The sequence below is a fragment of the Nonomuraea sp. N2-4H genome (genome assembly GCF_045291505.1).
Classification (GTDB): domain Bacteria; phylum Actinomycetota; class Actinomycetes; order Streptosporangiales; family Streptosporangiaceae; genus Nonomuraea; species Nonomuraea fastidiosa.
The window spans coordinates 8109637-8129309 of sequence record NZ_CP147987.1; the positions used below are offsets into that span (position 1 = coordinate 8109637).

12 protein-coding genes are annotated in these 19673 nt (G+C 69.8%); 6 read left to right on the forward strand and 6 right to left on the reverse strand.

Annotation, left to right across the window (positions count from 1 at the left end):
• Positions 1-58 precede the first annotated feature (58 nt).
• Positions 59-2374, reverse strand: coding sequence for a glycoside hydrolase family 6 protein (locus WBK31_RS37590; RefSeq protein ID WP_406673938.1), 2316 nt, complete (start codon positions 2372-2374; stop codon positions 59-61).
• A 389-nt stretch (positions 2375-2763) separates the two neighbouring features.
• Between WBK31_RS37590 and WBK31_RS37595 the strand changes: the two genes are divergently transcribed.
• Together WBK31_RS37595 and WBK31_RS37600 are read left to right on the forward strand one after the other, a co-directional pair.
• Positions 2764-5625, forward strand: coding sequence for a glycoside hydrolase family 48 protein (locus WBK31_RS37595; RefSeq protein WP_406673939.1), 2862 nt, complete (start codon positions 2764-2766; stop codon positions 5623-5625).
• An 11-nt stretch (positions 5626-5636) separates the two neighbouring features.
• A complete protein-coding gene (locus WBK31_RS37600; protein WP_406675560.1) occupies positions 5637-8426 on the forward strand; it encodes a glycoside hydrolase family 9 protein in 2790 nt (929 codons plus the stop codon).
• 415 nt (positions 8427-8841) lie between these two features.
• Here the strand turns inward: WBK31_RS37600 and WBK31_RS37605 are convergent, their stop codons facing one another.
• Both WBK31_RS37605 and WBK31_RS37610 read right to left on the reverse strand, forming a co-directional pair.
• Complete coding sequence (locus tag WBK31_RS37605; RefSeq protein ID WP_364063824.1) at positions 8842-9366, reverse strand: hypothetical protein; 525 nt, start codon at positions 9364-9366, stop codon at positions 8842-8844.
• Positions 9363-10430, reverse strand: coding sequence for a lytic polysaccharide monooxygenase (locus WBK31_RS37610; RefSeq protein ID WP_364063821.1), 1068 nt, complete (start codon positions 10428-10430; stop codon positions 9363-9365). The genes WBK31_RS37605 and WBK31_RS37610 overlap by 4 nt, the downstream gene beginning before the upstream one ends.
• A gap of 263 nt (positions 10431-10693) precedes the next feature.
• Here WBK31_RS37610 and WBK31_RS37615 point away from each other — a divergent pair, with 263 nt between their 5' ends.
• Complete coding sequence (locus WBK31_RS37615) at positions 10694-11785, forward strand: GH12 family glycosyl hydrolase domain-containing protein (protein ID WP_406673940.1); 1092 nt, start codon at positions 10694-10696, stop codon at positions 11783-11785.
• Positions 11786-11921: 136 nt separating this feature from the next.
• Here WBK31_RS37615 and WBK31_RS37620 read toward each other — a convergent pair whose 3' ends face one another.
• The 3 genes from WBK31_RS37620 to WBK31_RS37630 all read right to left on the reverse strand — a co-directional run bounded on the left by WBK31_RS37620 (position 11922) and on the right by WBK31_RS37630 (position 16528).
• Positions 11922-13187, reverse strand: coding sequence for a serine/threonine-protein kinase (locus WBK31_RS37620; RefSeq protein WP_378785698.1), 1266 nt, complete (start codon positions 13185-13187; stop codon positions 11922-11924).
• Positions 13174-14145 carry a LacI family DNA-binding transcriptional regulator gene (locus WBK31_RS37625; protein ID WP_364063812.1) on the reverse strand — a complete coding sequence of 324 codons (972 nt, stop codon included), beginning with the start codon at positions 14143-14145 and terminating at the stop codon, positions 13174-13176. The genes WBK31_RS37620 and WBK31_RS37625 overlap by 14 nt, the downstream gene beginning before the upstream one ends.
• Before the next feature lie 232 nt (positions 14146-14377).
• Positions 14378-16528 (reverse strand): transglycosylase domain-containing protein, encoded by a 2151-nt coding sequence (locus tag WBK31_RS37630; RefSeq protein WP_364063809.1) that lies wholly within the window; start codon positions 16526-16528, stop codon positions 14378-14380.
• Between the two features lie 303 nt (positions 16529-16831).
• On the opposite strand from WBK31_RS37630, the gene WBK31_RS37635 reads away from it, so the two are divergent.
• From WBK31_RS37635 to WBK31_RS37645, 3 genes are all read left to right on the forward strand, one after another.
• Positions 16832-18025 (forward strand): hypothetical protein, encoded by a 1194-nt coding sequence (locus WBK31_RS37635; protein WP_406673941.1) that lies wholly within the window; start codon positions 16832-16834, stop codon positions 18023-18025.
• Entirely contained in the window at positions 18022-19023 is a 1002-nt protein-coding gene (locus tag WBK31_RS37640; RefSeq protein ID WP_378785695.1) for a hypothetical protein, read from the forward strand. Before WBK31_RS37635 ends, WBK31_RS37640 begins: the two co-directional genes overlap by 4 nt.
• Before the next feature lie 150 nt (positions 19024-19173).
• Positions 19174-19671, forward strand: coding sequence for an STAS domain-containing protein (locus WBK31_RS37645; protein ID WP_364063800.1), 498 nt, complete (start codon positions 19174-19176; stop codon positions 19669-19671).
• Positions 19672-19673: the final 2 nt, after the last annotated feature.

Here is a 19673-nt window from a genome sequence, read left to right on the forward strand (position 1 = left end):
GAGTCCCTCAGGCCGGCCGTCGCCCCGGGTCAGGCGGGGTTCTGGCCGGCCGGGCCTGTCAGTTGATGGGCGGGTAGGCGTTGGCGAGCAGCTCGCGGAACTGGGCCGAGAACCACTGGCCGGAGATCGGCGCGTTGGGCAGCGCACCGGTCAGGTTGTAGCCGTTGAGCTCGTTGCCCTCGTAGGTCGGGTCGCACATGCGGTCGAACCGCTTGCCCTCGTCGTTGTCGATCTCCTCGCTGGAGCCGTCGGACTCGCCCGGCGGCTTGATCCACACGTAGGCGTCGAAGCCGGGAGCGGGCGAGGCGGTCGGACGCTCACCCATGCCGGCGCCGCTCTGGTTGCACCAGTTGCCGGCGTGGATGCGGCGGTCGATTCGCGACTGGTCGACGAACTCGTCCACTTGGTTCGACGAGCTCGGGCCGGTGGGCCGGTCGGAGCCGCCCCAGCCGTTGCGCGAGGTGTCGATCAGCATGCCGAGCCCGGAGCGGAAGCCCTTGGAGATCAGGGCGCTGCGCAGGTCGGAGGCGAAGGACTGCTCGTCCACGTAGTAGTTCCAGTCCACCCACTTGGACTGGCGGACCGACTGGCCGTTCACCGTGGTGTTGATGGTGAAGTGCGGCTCGACCGTGGCCGAGTAGTTGGCGGTGTTGACGATGAAGCCGTCCACGCTGTCCACGCCGTCGGCGGTGCCGGCCACGGTCTCGTAGAACAGGTTCACGGCGGGCTGGAAGTTCGAGTCCCAGCCGAGCCAGGCGTGGTGGGCGGCGTCGAGGTAGGTGTAGACGTTGGGGATCGCGTGGAGCTGGTCGAGCGCGTACCGGATGCCGTCACGGTAGCCGCCGGTGCCGTTGGCCTCGCGGCAGTCGGCGAACCTGTCGAGGTTGGTGACGAGGTTCGGCAGCGAGTCGGGCTCGATGATGGTGACGATGCGCAGGTTGGAGTAGGCGGAGTCGCTGAGGATCTCGGCGATCGGGTCGATGTACTCCGACTTGTAGCGGTTGAAGCCGTTCTCCGAGATGCGCAGCTCACCGTTGGAGGCCAGCGCCGAGCAGTCGCGGTTGGGCAGGTTGTAGATGACGATCTGGATGGTCAGCGGCGCGGAGCCGTTGGCGGCGTCCTGCCTGACGGCCTCGTCCAGGTGTGCGCGCAGGCCCATGGCGCCGCCCGCGCCCTCGATGGCGGCGATACGGTCGAGCCACACGGCGGTGGAGATGTTCGCGACGGCGCTGCCGCCGGGCTCGTTCGCGGCCTTACTGCTCCAGTCGGGGTTGACGTAGCCGGTGGCGTCCTCGTACGGGTTCTCGACGTGGGTGGGCGTGGAGACGCCGTCGTCGTCGGCCTCGGTGGCGGTGACCGTGCGCGGGGTCAGGCCGTCGGCGGCCACGGTGAAGGTGCGGGAGCCGTTCACCGAGTCGGAGTCCTGCGCGGCGGCCAGGGTGACCGTCTGCGGGGTGTTCCAGTTCGACGCGGTGAACGTGAGCGAGCCGCCGGAGCTGACGGTGAGGTCGGAGTCGCCGCTGCCGGCCGTCGTGGTGACGGTCACGTCGGAGGACGGCTCGGCGGCGAGGCGCGCGGTGAACGTGCCGGTCGAGCCCTCGGGGACGGTCACCGAGGTCGGCGTCACGATGATCGCCTGCTCCACCGTGGCGTCGTCGTCCACCTCGGTCGCGGTGAACGTGGCGCCGGTGACGCCGTTGCCCGCGACGCTGAAGGTGGCGGTGCCCGCCTCGTCGTCGTCGTCCTGTGCGGCGGCCAGCGTGATGGTCTGCGGGGTGTCCCAGTTGCTCGGCGTGAAGGAGAGCGTGGCGCCGGTCTCGACCGTCAGGTCCGTGTCGCCGCTGGTGCGGGCGGTGGTGAGGGTGATGGCCGAGGAGGGCTCCTCCGACAGGCGGGCGGTGATCGAGGCCGTGCCGCCCTCCTCGACGGCCACGGAGCTGGCCGACAGGATCACCGACGGCTCGGCGGGGGTCTGCGTGTCACCGCAGGGGGTGCCGTTCACGGTGAAGGACGTGGGCTCGGGGTTGCTGCCGGTCCACGTGCCGTTGAAGCCGATCGAGACGGAGGCGCCGGTGGCCAGGTCGCCGTTGTACGGCATGTTCGTGGCGGTGACGCGGGTGCCCGACTGGCTCCAGTTCGCACCCCAGCCGCTCGGGGTGTACTGCTGGCCCGTGGTCGGGAAGTCGAAGGCCAGCGACCACGAAGAGAGCGGATCGCCGGTGTTCTTGAGCGTGATGTTCGCGGTGAAACCGCCCTGGTTCTGGCCGCTCGTCCACGAGTTGGCTGTGTAGGTGACGTCGCAGGCGACGGCGGCGTTCGCCGCGGTACTCTGGCCGGCGACGAGTCCTAAGGCCGCGACGCTCGCGGCTGTCATGGTCACGGCCCATTTGCGGAGGCCGCGGTGGAGTCTCACTTGCGATCATCTCCAGTGGCTAGGTGGCTGGGAGCGCTCCCATGGTCTGCCGCACTCGCCACGGTGTACAGAGGCCGCCCCTCCGGAAGCCCTCAGCCGCCCCACATGCTCGTCTAATGCCCCGGAACGCGGATGAAACTTTCATCCCGGGCAGCCAGGTGAGAGGAAACGCGGGGGTTACCGCGATGCCATTCCGTTGACATACGGGCAGCGTCACCCACAATCCCGTTTGGGAGCGCTCCCACAATTCCTACTCCCCTGGAGATCCCGTGAAGCACAGACCTCCGAACCTCTTGACCCGCTTATCGAGACGGCTCGCCGTGGCCACCACCCTGATCCTCGCGGCAGGGTTGACCACAACCGTCACGGCGACCCCCGCCCAGGCGGCCGTGGCGTGCGACGTGACGTACGCGGCCAACGAGTGGACCAGCGGCCAGAACCAGGGCGGCTTCACCGCCAACATCACGCTCAAGAACACCGGCGACCCCATCAGCTCCTGGACCCTGGCCTTCGACTTCCCGACCACGGGCCAGCAGTACACCCCGAGCGGCTGGGGTGCGAACTGGAGCCAGTCGGGCACCCGCGTCACCGCCACCAACATGCCGTACAACGGCAACCTGGCCACCGGCGCCTCCGTCTCGATCGGCTTCAACGGCACCTGGACGGGCAGCAACCCGAGCCCGACCACGTTCAGCGTGAACGGCGTCACCTGCGGTGAGACCGGCTCCGCGCCCACCGTCACGCTGACCTCGCCCACCGCGGGCCAGACGTTCACCGCCCCGGCCACCGTGCCGATCGCGGCGACCGCCTCCGACTCCGACGGCACCATCAGCAAGGTCGAGTTCTACCAGGGCACCACCCTGCTCGGCACCGACACCTCCGCCCCCTACACCTACGACTGGACGAACGTCGCGGCCGGCAGCTACTCCATCACCGCCCGCGCCACCGACAACAGCGGCCTGGTCACCACCTCCGCGCCCGTCGGCATCACGGTCTCGCCGAACACCGGCCCGGCGCTCGTCGTCAGCCCGACGACGGTCTCCGTGCCCGAGGAGGGCGAGGCCACCTTCAGCGTCCGGCTCTCGCAGGAGCCCTCCTCGGACGTGACTGTCAGCGTCGCCCGCGTCAGCGGTGACACCGACCTCACGGTCTCGCCCGAGTCCGCGACGTTCACCCCGAGCGACTACGACGAGGCGCAGACCTTCACGATCAGCGCGGCCGACGACGAGGACACGACCGCCGGCTCGGCCGTCTTCCGCGTCAGCGCGGACGGATACACCGCCGTGGACGTGACCGCCAACGAGGCGGACGACGACGTCGGCGGCGACAACGAGTACGTGCAGCGCTTCGTCGAGCTGTACAACGAGATCCACGACCCGGCCAACGGCTACTTCTCGCCCGAGGGCGTGCCGTACCACTCGATCGAGACGTTCATGGTCGAGGCGCCGGACCACGGTCACGAGACCACGTCCGAGGCCTACAGCTACTACCTGTGGCTGGAGGCCACCTACGGCCGGGTGACCGGCGACTGGTCGAAGTTCAACGCCGCGTGGGCGTCGATGGAGCAGTACATCATCCCGTCCACCGCCGACCAGCCGACGAACTCGTTCTACGACCCGTCGAAGCCGGCGACGTACGCCGCCGAGCACACCGACATCAGCGAGTACCCGACGCAGCTCGACAGCAGCGTGTCGGTCGGCTCCGACCCGATCGCGAACGAGCTGCAGAGCGCGTACGGCACCCGCGACATCTACGGCATGCACTGGCTGCTGGACGTCGACAACACCTACGGCTTCGGCCGCTGCGGCGACGGCACCACCAAGCCCGCCTACATCAACACCTACCAGCGCGGGGCCGAGGAGTCGGTCTTCGAGACGATCCCGCAGCCGTCCTGCGACACGTTCGCGCACGGCGGTCCGAACGGCTACCTGGACCTGTTCACCAAGGACGCCTCCTACGCCAAGCAGTGGAAGTACACCAACGCTCCCGACGCCGACGCCCGCGCGGTCCAGGCCGCCTACTGGGCGCTGACCTGGGCCAAGGAGCAGAACAAGGAGTCGGAGATCTCCGACACCGTGGCGAAGGCCGCCAAGATGGGCGACTACCTCCGCTACGCGATGTACGACAAGTACTTCAAGCAGCCCGGCTGCACGAGCCCCTCGTGCCCGGCCGGCACCGGCAAGAACGCCTCGCACTACCTGCTGAGCTGGTACTACGCGTGGGGCGGCGCGACCGACTCGAGCGCCGGCTGGGCCTGGCGCATCGGTTCGAGCCACAGCCACTCGGGTTACCAGAACCCGTTCGCCGCCTGGGCGCTGTCGAACGTGAACGAGCTCAAGCCGAAGAGCGCCACCGGCGCCAGCGACTGGAGCACCAGCCTCACCCGGCAGCTCCAGTTCTACACGTGGCTGCAGTCGGCCGAGGGCGCGATCGCCGGCGGCGCGACCAACAGCTGGGAGGGCCACTACGGCACGCCGCCGTCGAACCTGCCGAAGTTCCACGGCATGACCTACGACTGGCAGCCGGTCTACCACGACCCGCCGTCGAACCAGTGGTTCGGCTTCCAGGCGTGGACGATGGACCGCGTGGCGCAGCTCTACTACGCCACCGGCAACGCCGACGCCAAGGCGCTGCTCGACAAGTGGGTGGAGTGGGCGCTCGACCACACCACGATCAACTCCGACGGCAGCTACGAGATCCCCTCCACGCTGGAGTGGACCGGCGCTCCCGCCGGTGACTTCGACTCCGACACCGGCATGCCGCCGGCCAACCCGAACCTGCACGTGACCGTCAAGGACTACACGCAGGACGTCGGCGTGGCCGGCGCGTACGCCAAGGTGCTGATGTACTACGCGGCCAAGGCGAACCACGCCGAGGCCAGGGACACCGCCAAGGCGCTGCTCGACGGCGTCTGGGCCAACCGCGACGACAAGGGCGTCTCGGTGCCGGAGACCAAGGCCGACTACCAGCGCGTGGACGACCCGATCTACGTCCCGGAGGGCTGGAGCGGCACGATGCCGAACGGCGACCCGATCAACTCGGACTCCACGTTCCTGTCGATCAGGTCGTTCTACGAGGACGACCCCGACTGGGAGAAGGTCAAGGACTACCTCGACGGCACCGGCCCCGCCCCGGTCTTCAACTACCACCGGTTCTGGGCGCAGGTGGACGTCGCCGTCGCCCTCGCCGAGTACGGGCGGTTGTTCCCGTGAGAAAAGCGGTGATGATCGCCGCGGCGTCGCTGGTCCTGCCCCTGCTCGGGGCAGGGCCGGCGGCCCACGCCGCGAAGGACGCGCACGCCGCCGCAGCGCAGGCCGCGCCCGCCTTCGCCTACGGCGAGGCGCTGCAGAAGTCGCTGTGGTTCTACGAGGCCCAGCAGTCGGGCAGGCTGCCCGACTGGAACCGCGTCTCCTGGCGCGGCGACTCGGGCCTCGACGACGGCAAGGACGTCGGACTCGACCTGACGGGCGGCTGGTACGACGCGGGCGACCACGTCAAGTTCGGCTTCCCGATGGCCTTCTCCGCCACCATGCTGGCCTGGGGCGCGGTCGAGTACCGCGACGCCTACGTCTCCTCCGGCCAGCTCACCCACCTGCTCAACAACCTCAAGTGGGTCAACGACTACTTCATCAAGGCCCACCCGTCGCCGAACGTGCTCTACGGGCAGGTCGGCAACGGCGGCACCGACCACGCCTGGTGGGGCCCCGCCGAGGCGATGGCGATGAACCGGCCCGCGTACAAGATCGACGCCTCGTGCGGCGGGTCGGACCTGGCGGGCGAGACGGCGGCGGCCATGGCGGCCTCGTCGATCGTCTTCCGCCCGACGAACCCGTCCTACGCCGATACGCTGGTCACGCACGCCGAACAGCTGTACAACTTCGCCGACACCGTCCGGCAGAAGTACACCGACTGCATCACCGACGCCTCCGGCTACTACAACTCCTGGAGCGGCTACAACGACGAGCTGGTGTGGGGCGCGATCTGGCTCTACCGGGCCACGAACGACGAGTCCTACCTGGCCAAGGCCGAAGCCGGGTACGCGAACCTCGGCACCGAGCCGCAGACCGACATCAAGTCGTACAAGTGGACGATCGCCTGGGACGACAAGTCGTACGGCGCGTACGTGCTGCTGCACAAGCTCACCGGCAAGCAGCAGTACCTGGACGACGCCAACCGCTGGCTCGACTGGTGGACGGTCGGCGTGAACGGCTCCAAGGTGGCGTACTCGCCGGGCGGGCAGGCCGTGCTCGACCGGTGGGGCTCGCTGCGCTACGCGGCCAACACCGCGTTCGCCGCGCTGGTGCACAGCGACTCGATCACCGACGCCACGCGTAAGGCCCGCTACCACGACTTCGCGGTACAGCAGATCAACTACGCGCTCGGCGACAACCCGCGCAACTCCTCGTACGTGATCGGCTTCGGCGACAACCCGCCGAAGAACCCGCACCACCGGACCGCGCACGGCTCGTGGACGGACCAGATCACCAACCCCGAGGAGACCCGCCACACGCTGTACGGCGCGCTCGTCGGCGGCCCGCCCGACCCCAACGACGCCTACACCGACGAGCGTGACGACTACGTGATGAACGAGGTCGCCACCGACTACAACGCCGGCTTCACCAGCGCGGTGGCCCGGCTCTACCAGGAGTACGGCGGCGAACCCGCGGCGAACTTCCCCGTCGAGGAGACCCCGGACGGTCCCGAGATCTTCGTGGAAGCGGGCGTGAACGCCTCCGGCTCGACGTTCACCGAGATCAAGGCCATCGTGCGCAACCAGTCGGCCTGGCCGGCGCGGGTGCTGTCCGACGGCAAGTTCCGCTACTACTTCACGCTCGACGGCGACACCACCGCCTCGCAGATCAGCGTCTCCTCCGCCTATACGCAGTGCGAGGCGCCGACGCTGCACCAGGCGAGCGGGCGGACGTACTACGCGGAGATCGACTGCTCGGGGCAGGCCATCGCGCCCGCCGGTCAGTCGCAGCACCGCAGGGAGGTGCAGTTCCGGATCGCCAGCGCGGGGACGTGGGACCCGTCCAACGACTGGTCGTACCAGGACATCCCGACCACGCCGGGCACCACGCCGGTGCGTACGGACCGCATCACCCTCTACAGCGGCGACACCAAGATCTGGGGTGAGCCGCCGGGTCAGGAGGAAGAGGACACGACGCCGCCCAGCAAGCCGGGCACGCCCGAGGTCTCCTCGATCACGGGCTCATCGGCCCGGCTCACCTGGACGGCCTCGACCGACGACGTGGGCGTCGCGGGATACGACGTCTACCTGGGGTCCACCAAGGCAGGCACCGCCACCACCACGTCCTTCGACCTGACCGGGCTCACCCCTGCCACGTCCTACACCGTCCACGTGGTGGCGCGGGACGCGGCAGGCAACACTTCGGAGCCGTCCGAGACCGCGGAGTTCACCACCGAGGACTCCGCCGACCAGACGCCGCCCAGCAGGCCGGGCAAGCCGGCGGTGTCCGGGATCACCGCCACCGGCGCCCTCGTGAGCTGGGAGGCGTCCACGGACGACGTGGGCGTGGCCGGTTACGACGTCTACCTGGGGTCCACCAAGGCAGGCACGGCCACGACCACGTCGTTCGACCTCACCGGGCTCAGCCCTGACACCGAGTACACGGTGAGCGTGGTGGCGCGCGACGCGGCCGGCAACAGCTCGCAGGCATCGGAGAGCACGTCGTTCACCACGTCCGGCTCGTCGCCGTCCGGCGGGTGCTCTGCGGCGTACACGCTGGTCAACTCGTGGGGCGGCGGCTACCAGGCCGAGGTGACCGTCACCAACGACGGCAGCTCCACGATCAGCGGCTGGACCGTCTCCTGGAGCACGCAGAGCACGATCACGCAGCTCTGGGGCGGCCGGCACACCGCCTCCGGCGGCACGGTGACCGTCTCCAACGAGGCGTGGAACGGCGGGCTCGCGCCCGGCGCGTCCGCGACGTTCGGGTTCATCGCGAACGGCACGTCCACGACCCCCGAGATCACCTGCGCCACCGCGTGAAGACCCCGCCCCCGCCGCAGTAGCGGCGGGGGCGGTTCCACTGAACCCGTCGGCCCACAGGTGCGTATGAGGAGGTGAGGCGAACCCTTAAATCCCTGCCCGAACACCATCCCCGCCCGGATGGGACGGACGCGGCCGAACCTCCACTCGGCCGCGTCCGTGTTTCACCGCCCCTTTTCACCGGCTTCCCTGTCGCCGCTCAGAAGCGCTGTCGGACGGGCCACCGTGCGGAGGGCGGGCCGGGCGTGCGGAGGGCGGGCCGAGCGTGCGGAGGGGGCCGGGCGTGCGGAGGGAGCCGGGCGTGCGGAGGGCGGATGGGGCCGCGCGGTCGTCGGGGCGGGTCGCCGCTGGGGCGGGTCCGGCGGGATGGAGGCGCCGTCCGGGGCGGCCCGCGCACCCCTGCCTCGCAAGAGCGTTACTTGGCCGCCGACGAGGCCAGGGCGAAGCGTTCGCGGGCGGCATCGATCGCGCTGTCGTCCTGGAAGTCCTCGAACGCCTGCTGATGGTAGCGCTCGGGGATCAGCCGCTTGACCCGCTCAGGATAGCCGGGGCCGGGCTCGGGCACCTTGATCTGCGGCGGGATGCCGATCTTCACGGCGATCGGCCCCGAGGCGCGGACGGACGAGGCCCACTCGGGGCTCTCGCCGGTGACGGCGCACATGTGGCGGGCGTAGACCCAACGCACCTCGACCAGCGAGGTCGCGTTCGGCGGCTCGGTGCCGAAGGGTTCGACGGCGCACACGACGCCGGACTCGAAGTTGTGTCCATGGGCGTGGTGCTCGCCGGGCGACGCCTGTTCGAGTATCAGTGTCACCTGCGCGGCGAGCTCCTCGTTCAGCGTGGAAGACGGCTGCCTGCTCGCGAAGAACATCACCCCGGCCAGGGTGATCCCGGCCAGGGTGATGGTCGCCGCGATGAGCCCGCGACGCGAAGTGATCACGAGCTGGTGCAGGTCAGGCTCGGTGCGGGGTTCGGGATGGAGCCGGTGGCGTTGAACCCGAACGTGGTGGAGGCACCGGGCGCGAGCTGCCCGTTGTGCGTGGCGTTCGTGACCGACACGTTGGGCGCTTGGGCCGAGAGCACGCCGTTCCATGGCGAGCCTTCGAAGCCCTGGCCACCGGTGTAGGTCCACTTGACGGTCCAGCCGTTGATGGCGCTGGTGCCGGTGTTCTTGACCGTCACCTCACCCTGGAAGTGGCCGGCCCAGCCGGTGTCGGTGGCCTTCCAGGTGGCGGTGCAGTCGCCGTTGGGCTCCGGATCCGGCTCGGTCGGTTCGGGGTCGGGCGACGGGCCGGGGTTGCTGCCGTCGGGGCCGACGCCCGTGACCTCACCGTTGCCGCCGTCGAAGACGACGTCGGAGCAGCTGTAGAAGTTCTCGGCGCTGTCCGAACGGATCCAGTGCGTGAAGATGATGTGCCGGCCGCTCTTGCCGGACGGGAGCTGGGCGTTCCAGTAGTAGTAGTTCAGGCCGCCCGCTCCGCCGGACTTGGGCGGGTCGGTGACGCTGCCGAAGAGCTCCAGGTCGGACCACTTCAGCGGGCTGGTGGGGTCCCAGCCGTTCTTGGTGATGTAGTAGTCGAACCTGCCGGGGTGCTCGGCCCAGTTGCTGTGCCGCATCTGGATGGTGGCGCCCGAGGTCAGGTGGGTCGTCGGCCAGTCGGTACGGGCGGCGTTGTAGGCGGTGAAGTCGTACGGGCCGCCGGTGCCGCCGCTGCAGATCTGGCCGTCGGGGATGAAGCCGGAGGTCCGGCCGGCGCCGTCGGAGCGCAGTACGGCGAACCAGTTGTACAGGGGAGTGGTGCCGCTCTGGGCGACGGCATCGGCACACGCGGGGTTGTACGGCTGGATCTGCCCGTTCTCCCGCAGGCCGTCCTGCCAGCACAGGAACGTACGGCTGCCGGGGAACATCGTCACGCCGTGCGCCTGCGCCTGTGTGGGCACCATTAACACTGAGGTGATGAGGACGAGGACGGCGGTGATTCCCGCCGACTTGAACAACTTCATGTGGAGATTCCCTTGCGCTGACGACAGAGGAAACCTGCCCACGACCTGCCCGCCCGGCCAGCGCATTGAATCACGACTTTTCGGGATTCGACAATCTTCCGTGAAACTTTCATCCGATCTTGGTCCCACTTTGCGCTGGTGACCGCCCGCCCGGCCCATGAAGCACGTAAGGAATGCTTGCCGGACGTTTCCGTCGCCGGAAGGCTGACGATTGGGAGCGCTCCCACTACACTCCCCTGTCAGAGAGGCGGGAGCAAGACGCCATGAGGAACGCGCACATCCTTTTGCTCATCGGGGCGTTGTTCACGCTGGGCCTGGTCGCGTCGCCTGCCCATGCCGCACCGGTGATCTGCGAGAAGTACGGTTCCGCGAGCATCCAGGGCGGCCGCTACATCGTGCAGAACAACGTCTGGGGCGCGAGCACCGCGCAGTGCATCGACGTCAACCAGAACGGCGGCTTCAGCATCACCCAGTCCGACCACGACAACTCCACCAGCGGCGCACCGGCCGGATACCCGTCCATCTACGCCGGCTGCCACTACGGCAACTGCACCACCGGCAGCAACCTGCCCATGCAGGCGAGCGCTTCCGGCTTCGCCGCGCTCAGGAGCAGCGTCAGCATGTCGTATCCGGGCTCCGGCACCTACAACGCCTCCTACGACCTGTGGTTCGACCCCACGCCGCGCACCGATGGCCAGAACACCGGCGCCGAGCTGATGATCTGGCTCAACCGGCAGGGCTCGATCCAGCCCATCGGCTCGCGGGTCGGCACCGCGAACCTGGCCGGCGCGACCTGGGAGGTGTGGTTCGGCAACACCGGCTGGAACGTCATCTCCTACGTGCGCACCTCGCCGGCCACCTCGCTCGACTTCACCATCGACACCTTCTACTCGGACGTGGTCAGCCGCGGCTACGGCCAGCGGTCGTGGTACCTGACCAGCGTCCAGGCCGGCTTCGAGCCCTGGATCGGCGGTGCCGGGCTGAGCGTGAACTCGTTCTCGTTCACCACCGGAGGAGGCGGTGACGGCGGAGACGGCGGCAACGGCGGCGGGAACTGCGCGGTCACCGCGACCATCCAAGGCGAGTGGAACTCCGGCTACGTCGTCCAGCCCGTCACCGTGACCAACCGCGGCACCTCGACGCTGAACGGCTGGACGGTCACCTTCCCGCTGCCGCCGGGACATCAGATCACCGGCATGTGGAACGCCGAGTACACGGTCAGCGGCGACACCGTGACGGTCAGGAGCCTCCCGCACAACGGCGGCCTCGCGCCGAACGCCGGCGCCACGTTCGGCTTCCAGGCGTCGCGGCCGGACGGGAACTCGCAGGTGCCGAACGGTTACACCTGCGCCTGAGGCTCGCGCGGGCACGCTTTGCGAGGGGCCCGGCCCGCGCGAACGAGGGGTACGGCTGGTGCTGCCGTACCCCTCACCCTTGCTCCAGCCGAGAAGCCTTCCGGGCCGGGAGCCTTCCCGAGACGGACCGCCGGGATCAGTCGCGTTCCAGCGCGGCCTCGATGTCGTCCAGCCTGGCTTGTAGCTCGCTCAGGCAGGCCGGCCGCAGGCGGCCTTCGCGCAGCCGGTCGGAGAGCTTCTGCCGCAGCTCGCCCGTCCTGGGGCCCTGTGCGGACGGCCCGTGCGCCGGCCCTTGGGCGGGGGCGACCACGGCGGCCAGCACCTGCTTGAGGTCGAGCACCACGTCGTCGTCCGTCGCGCCGCAGGGCGTCCTGGCCTCCAGCGTGGTCGTGAACTCGGCCGCGGCCTGCTCCAGCGTCCGCGCCGATGCGGGCGAACGCTCGATCAGCCGGGCCGAGGGAGACGGCGGCACCGCCACCGGGTCGGGCGGCGCCTCACGCTGCGGCGCCGACTGCTGAAACCACAGCAGCGCCGACAGCGCGAGCGCCGCCGAGCCCGCCACCGTCAGTCCGCGCCGCACGTTGCGGCCGAGCGAGGCGGTGCCGAGCGCGCTGGTCAGCGCGGCGACGATCTGCGCCGCCGTCGGGCGATCCTCCGGCCGGTGCGCCAGGCAGCGCTGGCAGAGCGTGGCGATGGCGTTCGGCACGCCGGTCACGCGGGGCGGCGGCTCGGTCCTGCGCGCCGCCTCGATCTCCTCCCATGTCGTCTCCGGGTACGGGGTGCGCCCGGTCAGCATGAGGTGCAGCAGCACGCCGAAGGCGTACACGTCCACGGCGGGATGCGTGGGCACGCCGAGCAGCCGCTCGGGGGCGACGTAGGGCGGGGTGCCGCGGTCGTCGTCGGGGTCGCCGGCCCAGGCCGCGATGCCGAAGTCGAGCAGCTTGGGCCCTGTGGGGGTGAGCAGCACGTTCTCGGCCGTGACGTCCCTGTGCACCAGGCCACGGGCGTGCCCGGCCATCAGCACCCTGGCCAGCCGCAGCCCGATGGCGGCCGCCTCCTGCCACGGCAGCGGGCCCTGCTCGATGCGCTCGGCCAGCGGGGTGCCGTCGAGCAGCGGCATCACCACGTACGCGGCCACGCTGCCGCTCGCGGTGACGGTCTCGCCGTAGTCGTAGATCTCGATCGAGTCGGGGTGGATGAAGCGGGCGGCGGCGCGGGCCTCGCTGCGTACGCTGACCCGTTCGAACGGATCGTGCAGCGAGGCCGTGAGCACCTTGACCGCGACCATCCGGTGCAGAGACTGGTCGAAGGCGCGCCAGATGACCGACATGCCCCCGCGGGCCAGCGGATCCAGCAACAGATACCGCCGGGCCAGGACGTCCCCAGGCTCAAGCCGACTCACGGACGACCAGTTCCGTGGGGAGTACCGGGTCGACGCCCGTCGCCCCGGTCAGGAGCAGCCGGGTGGCGACCGTGGCGAGCTCCTCGACGGGCTGGCGGATGGTGGTCAGGGCCGGGACGGTGTGCCGGGCCACCGGCGCGTCGTCGAACCCGATCACCGCGACGTCGGCCGGCACCTTGCGTCCGGCTCTGCGCAGCGCCTGGATGGCGCCCGCCGCCATGAGGTCGGAGGCCACGAACACGGCGTCGAGCCCGGGTGCGTGGCGCAGCAACCACTGCATGGCGTGGGTGCCTGAAGCTGCGGTGAAGTCACCGTACGCGACGGGGACGTCGGGCGCCCCGGCCGCCTGGAGGGTGCGGACGAGGCCCTCCAGCCGGTCGCGGGCGCCGGGTAAGGAGGGCGGGCCGCCGATGGCGGCGACGTTGCGGCGGCCGGTGAGCAGGAAGTGCTCGGCCGCCTGGCGGCCGCCGTCGAGGTTGTCGACGTCGGCGAACGGAAGCTTGAGGTCGTGGGGCGGCCGGCCGATGTTGCGGACCGGGATGCCCGATGTCGATAACTTGATGGCCAGGGGATGGCGCTCTCTGGCGCCGATGATGAGCACGGAGCCGGATAACGCGGGCAGCGTGGACGAGGTCGGGGTGACGGTGGTCACCATGAGATGGGTGCCGTGTTCGCTGATCACGGCGCCTGCGGCGGACAGGAGCCGGGCGTAGTAGGGCTCGGAGAAAAGCCGGGGCAAGTGGTCGCAGATCACCGCCGTGACGCCGTCGGTGCTGGTCTTGGCGGCGCTTCCCCGGGGTGCGCGTTGTCGGACGTATCCCATACGGGACACGGCGTCGTAGACTTGGCGGCGGGTCGAGGTACTGACCCGCACCGAGCCCGTGAGGACTCTTGATGCGGTCGCGGGGGAAACCCCTGCAGCGGCCGCCACCTGTGCCAGTGTGGGCTGCTCGGTCATGGAGCACCTCGCGGAAAGATCCTGGGAGCGCTCCCACGTTACCAATGTTTCGCCGTTGTTAATAGGGCCTTTGCTGAGAGTGCGTCCGCGTGTGCGGACGCACTCCGAATTTGCTCAGCTAGAGGCGGTGGTAACTCGTAGAGGTTTCCGCGAGGTCAACTGATCACGACGGTATTTCCGTGCCCGATTTGTCTTATCCGACAATGAGGAAACCGCTCCTATCGGGTGATCATTAGAAGTCCGAGTCCGCCTCGTCGAGCTGCTCGATGCCGTCGTCTCCGTTGGTGGCGTCGTCCGGCGAGGTCTGGCGGACCGGCGCGCAGCCCGAGCCGCAGCCGCCGAAGCGGGCGGTGTTCACCGGGTGGAAGTCGGTGGGCGGCACGCCCTTCAGCGCGGCCATCATCGTGTCCTTCCAGATCGGCCCGGGGATCGAGGAGCCGAAGACGGAGGGGTAGTACTTCCCGCCGATGGTGATGTTGTTCAGCTTGTGGTCCTGCGCGCCGCGCGGGTCGCCGATGCTGACCGCGCCCGCGAGGTCGGGGGTGAACCCGGCGAACCAGGCGGTGGCCTGGTTGTCCGTCGTACCCGTCTTGCCGGCGGCGGGCCGGCCGATGCCGCCCACGCCCCGCATGGTGCCCTTGGTGAACACGCCCGACAGGATGTTCGCCGCCGCGTCGGCGACCTCGGGGTCCAGCACCTGCTTGCACTGCGGCCGGTAGGTGGTCACCTTGCCGTTGCGGTCGGTGATCTTGGTGATCGCCATCGGCTTGCAGTACTTGCCGCGCGCGCCCAGCGAGGCGTACGCGTTGGCCACCGTCACCGGGTCCATCTCGTTGGTGCCGAGCGTGAAGGTCTCGTACTCGGTCAGCGGCAGCCCGTCGGAGCGGTGGATGCCGAGCGACTTGGCGGTCTGGATCGTCTCACACAGGCCCACCTTCTGTTCCAGCATGACGAAGAAGGTGTTCACCGACTGCCAGGTGCCGGTGGCCAGCGTCTTGAAACCGCCGCCGCCCTCGTCGTTGGTGACGGTGTGGGTGGGGTCGCCGATGTTCTCCTTCTTGCAGTTCTTGAACGACGAGTAGTACGGCGCGCGGTAACCGCTGCCCACGGTGAACCCGTCGTTGATCTTCCAGCCCTGCTTCAGGGCGGTGACCAGCGTGAACGTCTTGAACGTCGACCCCGCCTGGAAGCCGGTGCCGCCGCCGTGCTGCGCGTCGGCGACGACGTTGTACGACATCTCCTTCTTGCGCTTGTTGTTGCCGTACTTGCGGCTGGCCGCCATCGCCTTGATCTGACCGGTGCCCGGCTGCACCAGGGCCTCGGCGGCGACCGGGTCGTCGGAGGCGTAGACGTGCTTCCTGATCGCCCGCTCGGCGGCGGCCTGCATCTTCGGGTCGATCGTGGTCTGGATGGTCAGGCCGCCCCGGTTGAGGAACTGCGCCCGCGCCTTGGCCGTCTTGCCGAAGGCCGGGTTGCTGAGCACCTCGTTGCGCACGTACATGCAGAAGTACGGGTACTTGCTGGAGGCGCAGCCGCCGGGCAGCGGGGTGCCCTTGTAGCCGAGCGGCTTGGCCTTGGCCTCCGCGGCCTCCTCGGGGGTGATCTTCTTCAGCTCGGCCATCCGGTCGAGCACCACGTTGCGCCGGGCGAGCAGGCGCTTGCGCTGCGCCTTGCCGAGGTTGGGGTCGGTCGCGTTCGGGTCCTGCACGGCGCCGGCAAGGGTCGCGGCCTGCGCGAGGTTCAGCTCGGAGGCGCGGACGCCGAAGAAGCGCTTGGCGGCGGCTTCGATGCCGTTGGCGTGGGCGCCGAAGTAGGCGATGTTGAGGTACTTCTCCAGGATCTCGTCCTTGGTGTACTTCTGCTCGACCGCCATCGCGTAGCGCAGCTCCTTGAGCTTGCGCGCGTAGCTGGCCTCAAGGGCGGCGTTGCGCTCCTTGTCGGTGGTGGCCGAGTTGAGCAGCACCTGCTTGACGTACTGCTGGGTGATGGACGAGCCGCCCTGGGCGATGCCGCCGGAGGAGAGGTTCTTGGCCAGGGCGCGCAGGGTGCCCTCGATGTCGATGGCGCCGTGCTCGTAGAAGCGGAAGTCCTCGATGGAGATGATGGCCGTCTTCATGATCGGCGCGACCTCGTCGAGCGTGACCGACTCGCGGTACTGCTCCCAGAACTGCGCGATCACGTTGCCCTTGGCGTCGACGACCGTGGTCTTCTCCGCGAGCGGGGGCTCTTTGAGCTCTTCGGGTTTGATCCCGAGTTCCTCGGATGCCGAGACGAATATCGCTCCAGTGCCGCCGACCGCGGGCAACGCGACGGCGGCGGCCAGCACGCCGGCCGCCGCGGCGGCCGCCGTCAGGCGCGCGACACTCGACAGACGGGAACCCATGGTGGTAAACCCCTCCCACTTGTGGCAATAGGGTGCATCCTAAACCCGGGCATCACATGCTCCGCGTAAAAGCTTGGACACCCCTTGGGCCCCGAAAGTTGTGCGGGATCGGCGTTTTTTACGGGGATCCTGGGTATAACCGCTGTTTGCCCAGCTTGAGGCTGCTGCGGTCCGAGTGATCTCCTGTGGCGGCTGAGATTCCCCCAAGCCGCGGGCAAGGATGCGTGTCGGCCACCGTGTCCCCCGGCCCGGACTGGCAACGTCTACCAGGCCATTTCTTCCTGCGCCTTGGTGGAGGGGCTTATGCGTCACGTCGGGGAAGGTGAGCACGTCGACCGGCTGCTCGCCGCCGCCAGGACCTGCTGGGGAGACGGCCCGGGCGGTGACGGATACGTCGCGGTCGAGGCGTACGACGAGGACCTGCGGGCTGTGGCGAGGACGCTGCTGGTGGCGCGGGCGCTCTGCGCGCTGCTGGGGACGCGGCTGGTCGCCCGCACCCGCCCCGAATGGGCCCGGCTGGCCGTGGCCTTCGGCGCCACCGACACCACACCCGACCAGCCGCCCGCCGCCGTGGTCACCACGGTGGCCGACCGCTCGGTGCCCAGGGAGATCCCCGTCGTCCACGTGCACGGCAAGGGCTCGCTCCAGGCGTACGCGCTCTTCCCCGACCACGGGGCCTGCTCGATCGACGAGGAGCTGCCCGCCAGGGTCGGCGCGTTCTTCGAGCGGCACGTCTGGCCACGGCGCCACGAGATCAGGCCGGGCGCCGAGCGGGCCACCCGGCGGGCGCGGCGCGGCTACCAGGTCCGTACGGAGACCGAGCGCCGCCAGCTCCGCCACTACGGCTGCGCCAGGCTCGGCCTCGACCCCGACCGCCCCACGATCACCGTCCACGCCCACGCGCCGGGCCGCGACGACCGGATGTTCGGCGCGCTCACTCAGTTCGCCTCCTGCGACGAGTCCGCCAACTGGCTCTTCCACGACCCCGTCACCGGCCACTCCCGCGTCCGCCGGGTGGACGGCCGGCTGTCTGCGAACCTGCTGTGGAGCATGACCGACGCGGCGGTCACATTCGGCGAGAGCGACCTGCCCGCGTTCGGCATCCCCGTCATCCAGGCCGGCTGGTCGGAGGGCCGCGCGTGCGGCGCCGTCCACGCTCCGGCCACCCCGTCGGAGCTGCGCGCACTGCTCGCCGAGGCCATCGCCAGGCACGCCAAGGGCGAGAGCATCCTCGGGCCGGAGCAGCGCGAGCGCGCCAGGCTCTGGCTCTGGCTGCGCCGCTGCGGCGCGGACGTGCCGAGCCAGCTCCTGCCCCACTGGGAGCAGGGCGACGACTACGCACGCGTGCTCGCCGTCAACCTGCGGCACGTCGAGCCCGACGGAGACCCCCTCTTCGGCGCCGTGGCCCGGCTGTGGGAGCGGCGCGACCCCATGCTCACCCGCTTCGACTTCCACGATCAGGACATCACGTGCACCCCCTGGAGGAACACCCGATGAGCAGCACAGGATCGGTCACCGACGTCGACCCGGTGATCCTTCCCGCCATCCCGCCCGTCCACCTGAACAGCGGCAAGGTCGCCGCGCTCCAGGTGACCGACCGGCTGCGCCGAGGCACGCAGATCGTGGGCAGGTTCGAGACGTCGGGGCTGGCCGGGTTCAAGGTGTCGGCGCAGGGACGGCCGCTGCGGGTGCACGTCTCCCTGTCCACCGACGAGCGGTCGGTCAGCGGCTGGCACGAGGGACGGGCCGAGCCGGTCGGGCCCGTGCCGCGCTTCGTCCAGATCAGGTCCCAGGGCCGGATGCGGCAGTGCGTGCTGCTGCGCGGCCGCAGGGCGCACGCCAAGGTCGCCTTCGACCTCACGCCCGAGGAGATCCCCGACGACGGCCTCATCTGCATCGAGGTGCTGGACATCATCGAGGGCGACGGCGTGCACCCGGACGTGCGCGACGCCGTCTCCGGGCGGGTCGCCGCGGACGGCGCGGCCGGCGTGCGGCTGGACAAGGTCGTCTTCGAGGAGCCGCCCCCGGTGGACTACGACCCCGACACGCTCGACGGGTCACGCTGCGAGCTGTACGGGCTGATCAGCGCGGGCGGGCTGGCGAACGCCCACCGGCAGGGCAGGCGGGCGCTGCGATCGGGCATGTTCGTCGTGAACCCCGTGCTCAAGGACCGGTTCGGCTCCAAGGAGAAGATCATCCTGCGGCTCGGCACCCGTGCGGAGGCGGTCAGCATGATCCCCGCGACCTGGCGACGGGTCAACAGCGAGCTGCGCTGGCTGCGACACGCCACCAGGAAGCTGCTGCACTCGGCCGCGCCCAGGGTGGAGCGGGTGCTCAGCATCAGGGACGGCGACCTGGGGGCGCCGGACCAGAGCGAGCAGGGGAACGTGACCGAGCTGGTGCTGCCGGGCCCGTCCGGGTCGCCACTGCTGGTGCTGCTCGGGCCGTCCCCCGACTGCGTGCCGACGCTGGAATCGGGCACGCAGTCCGACTGACGCACGCGCGTTTCTCAAGGCCGGGATGTGCTCGTTCCGCCGCATTTGGCGGGCCTGGCGCGGCGGGCGAATCATGCCCGTTCCGTCACCTGCGGCCCCTCGAATCGGCGATCACCTGTGAGAACGCCGCTCTGTGGGCAGTGTCTATCTGTGAGCAGGAGCGGATTGCTGATCGAGACGACCCGGCACCTCCACTGCACGGTCGTCCGTGCCGCCGGCGTGCTCGACCACGCCGGCCGCGAGCGCTTCAGCTCCTGCGTCGACATCGTGTGGAACTGGTCGGTCGGCCCCGTTCTCGTGTTCGACCTGGCCGACCTCGACTTCTACGACGCCTCGATCATCGGCGTGCTCGGCATGGTCATGCAGCGCATGGAGGAGGAAGGGGGCAGCGGCCGGATCATCCTCGTCCGGCCCAGCGCCCACCTGCTCACCGTGCTGCGGCTGACCGGCCTGCTGCCGCACGTGGAGCTGCGCGACAGCGTGGCCGAAACGCTGACCGAGCTGGCCCTGCACCCATCAGAGCACCCGCCCGGGCACCCGTCAGAGCACCCGTCCGGGCACCCGGCGGAGCATTCGTCTGAGCACCCGTCCGGGCAGCGGACGGTGCCCGATGAGCGGCCCGGTGCCGCCGGGCGCGCCACCGGGTGAGG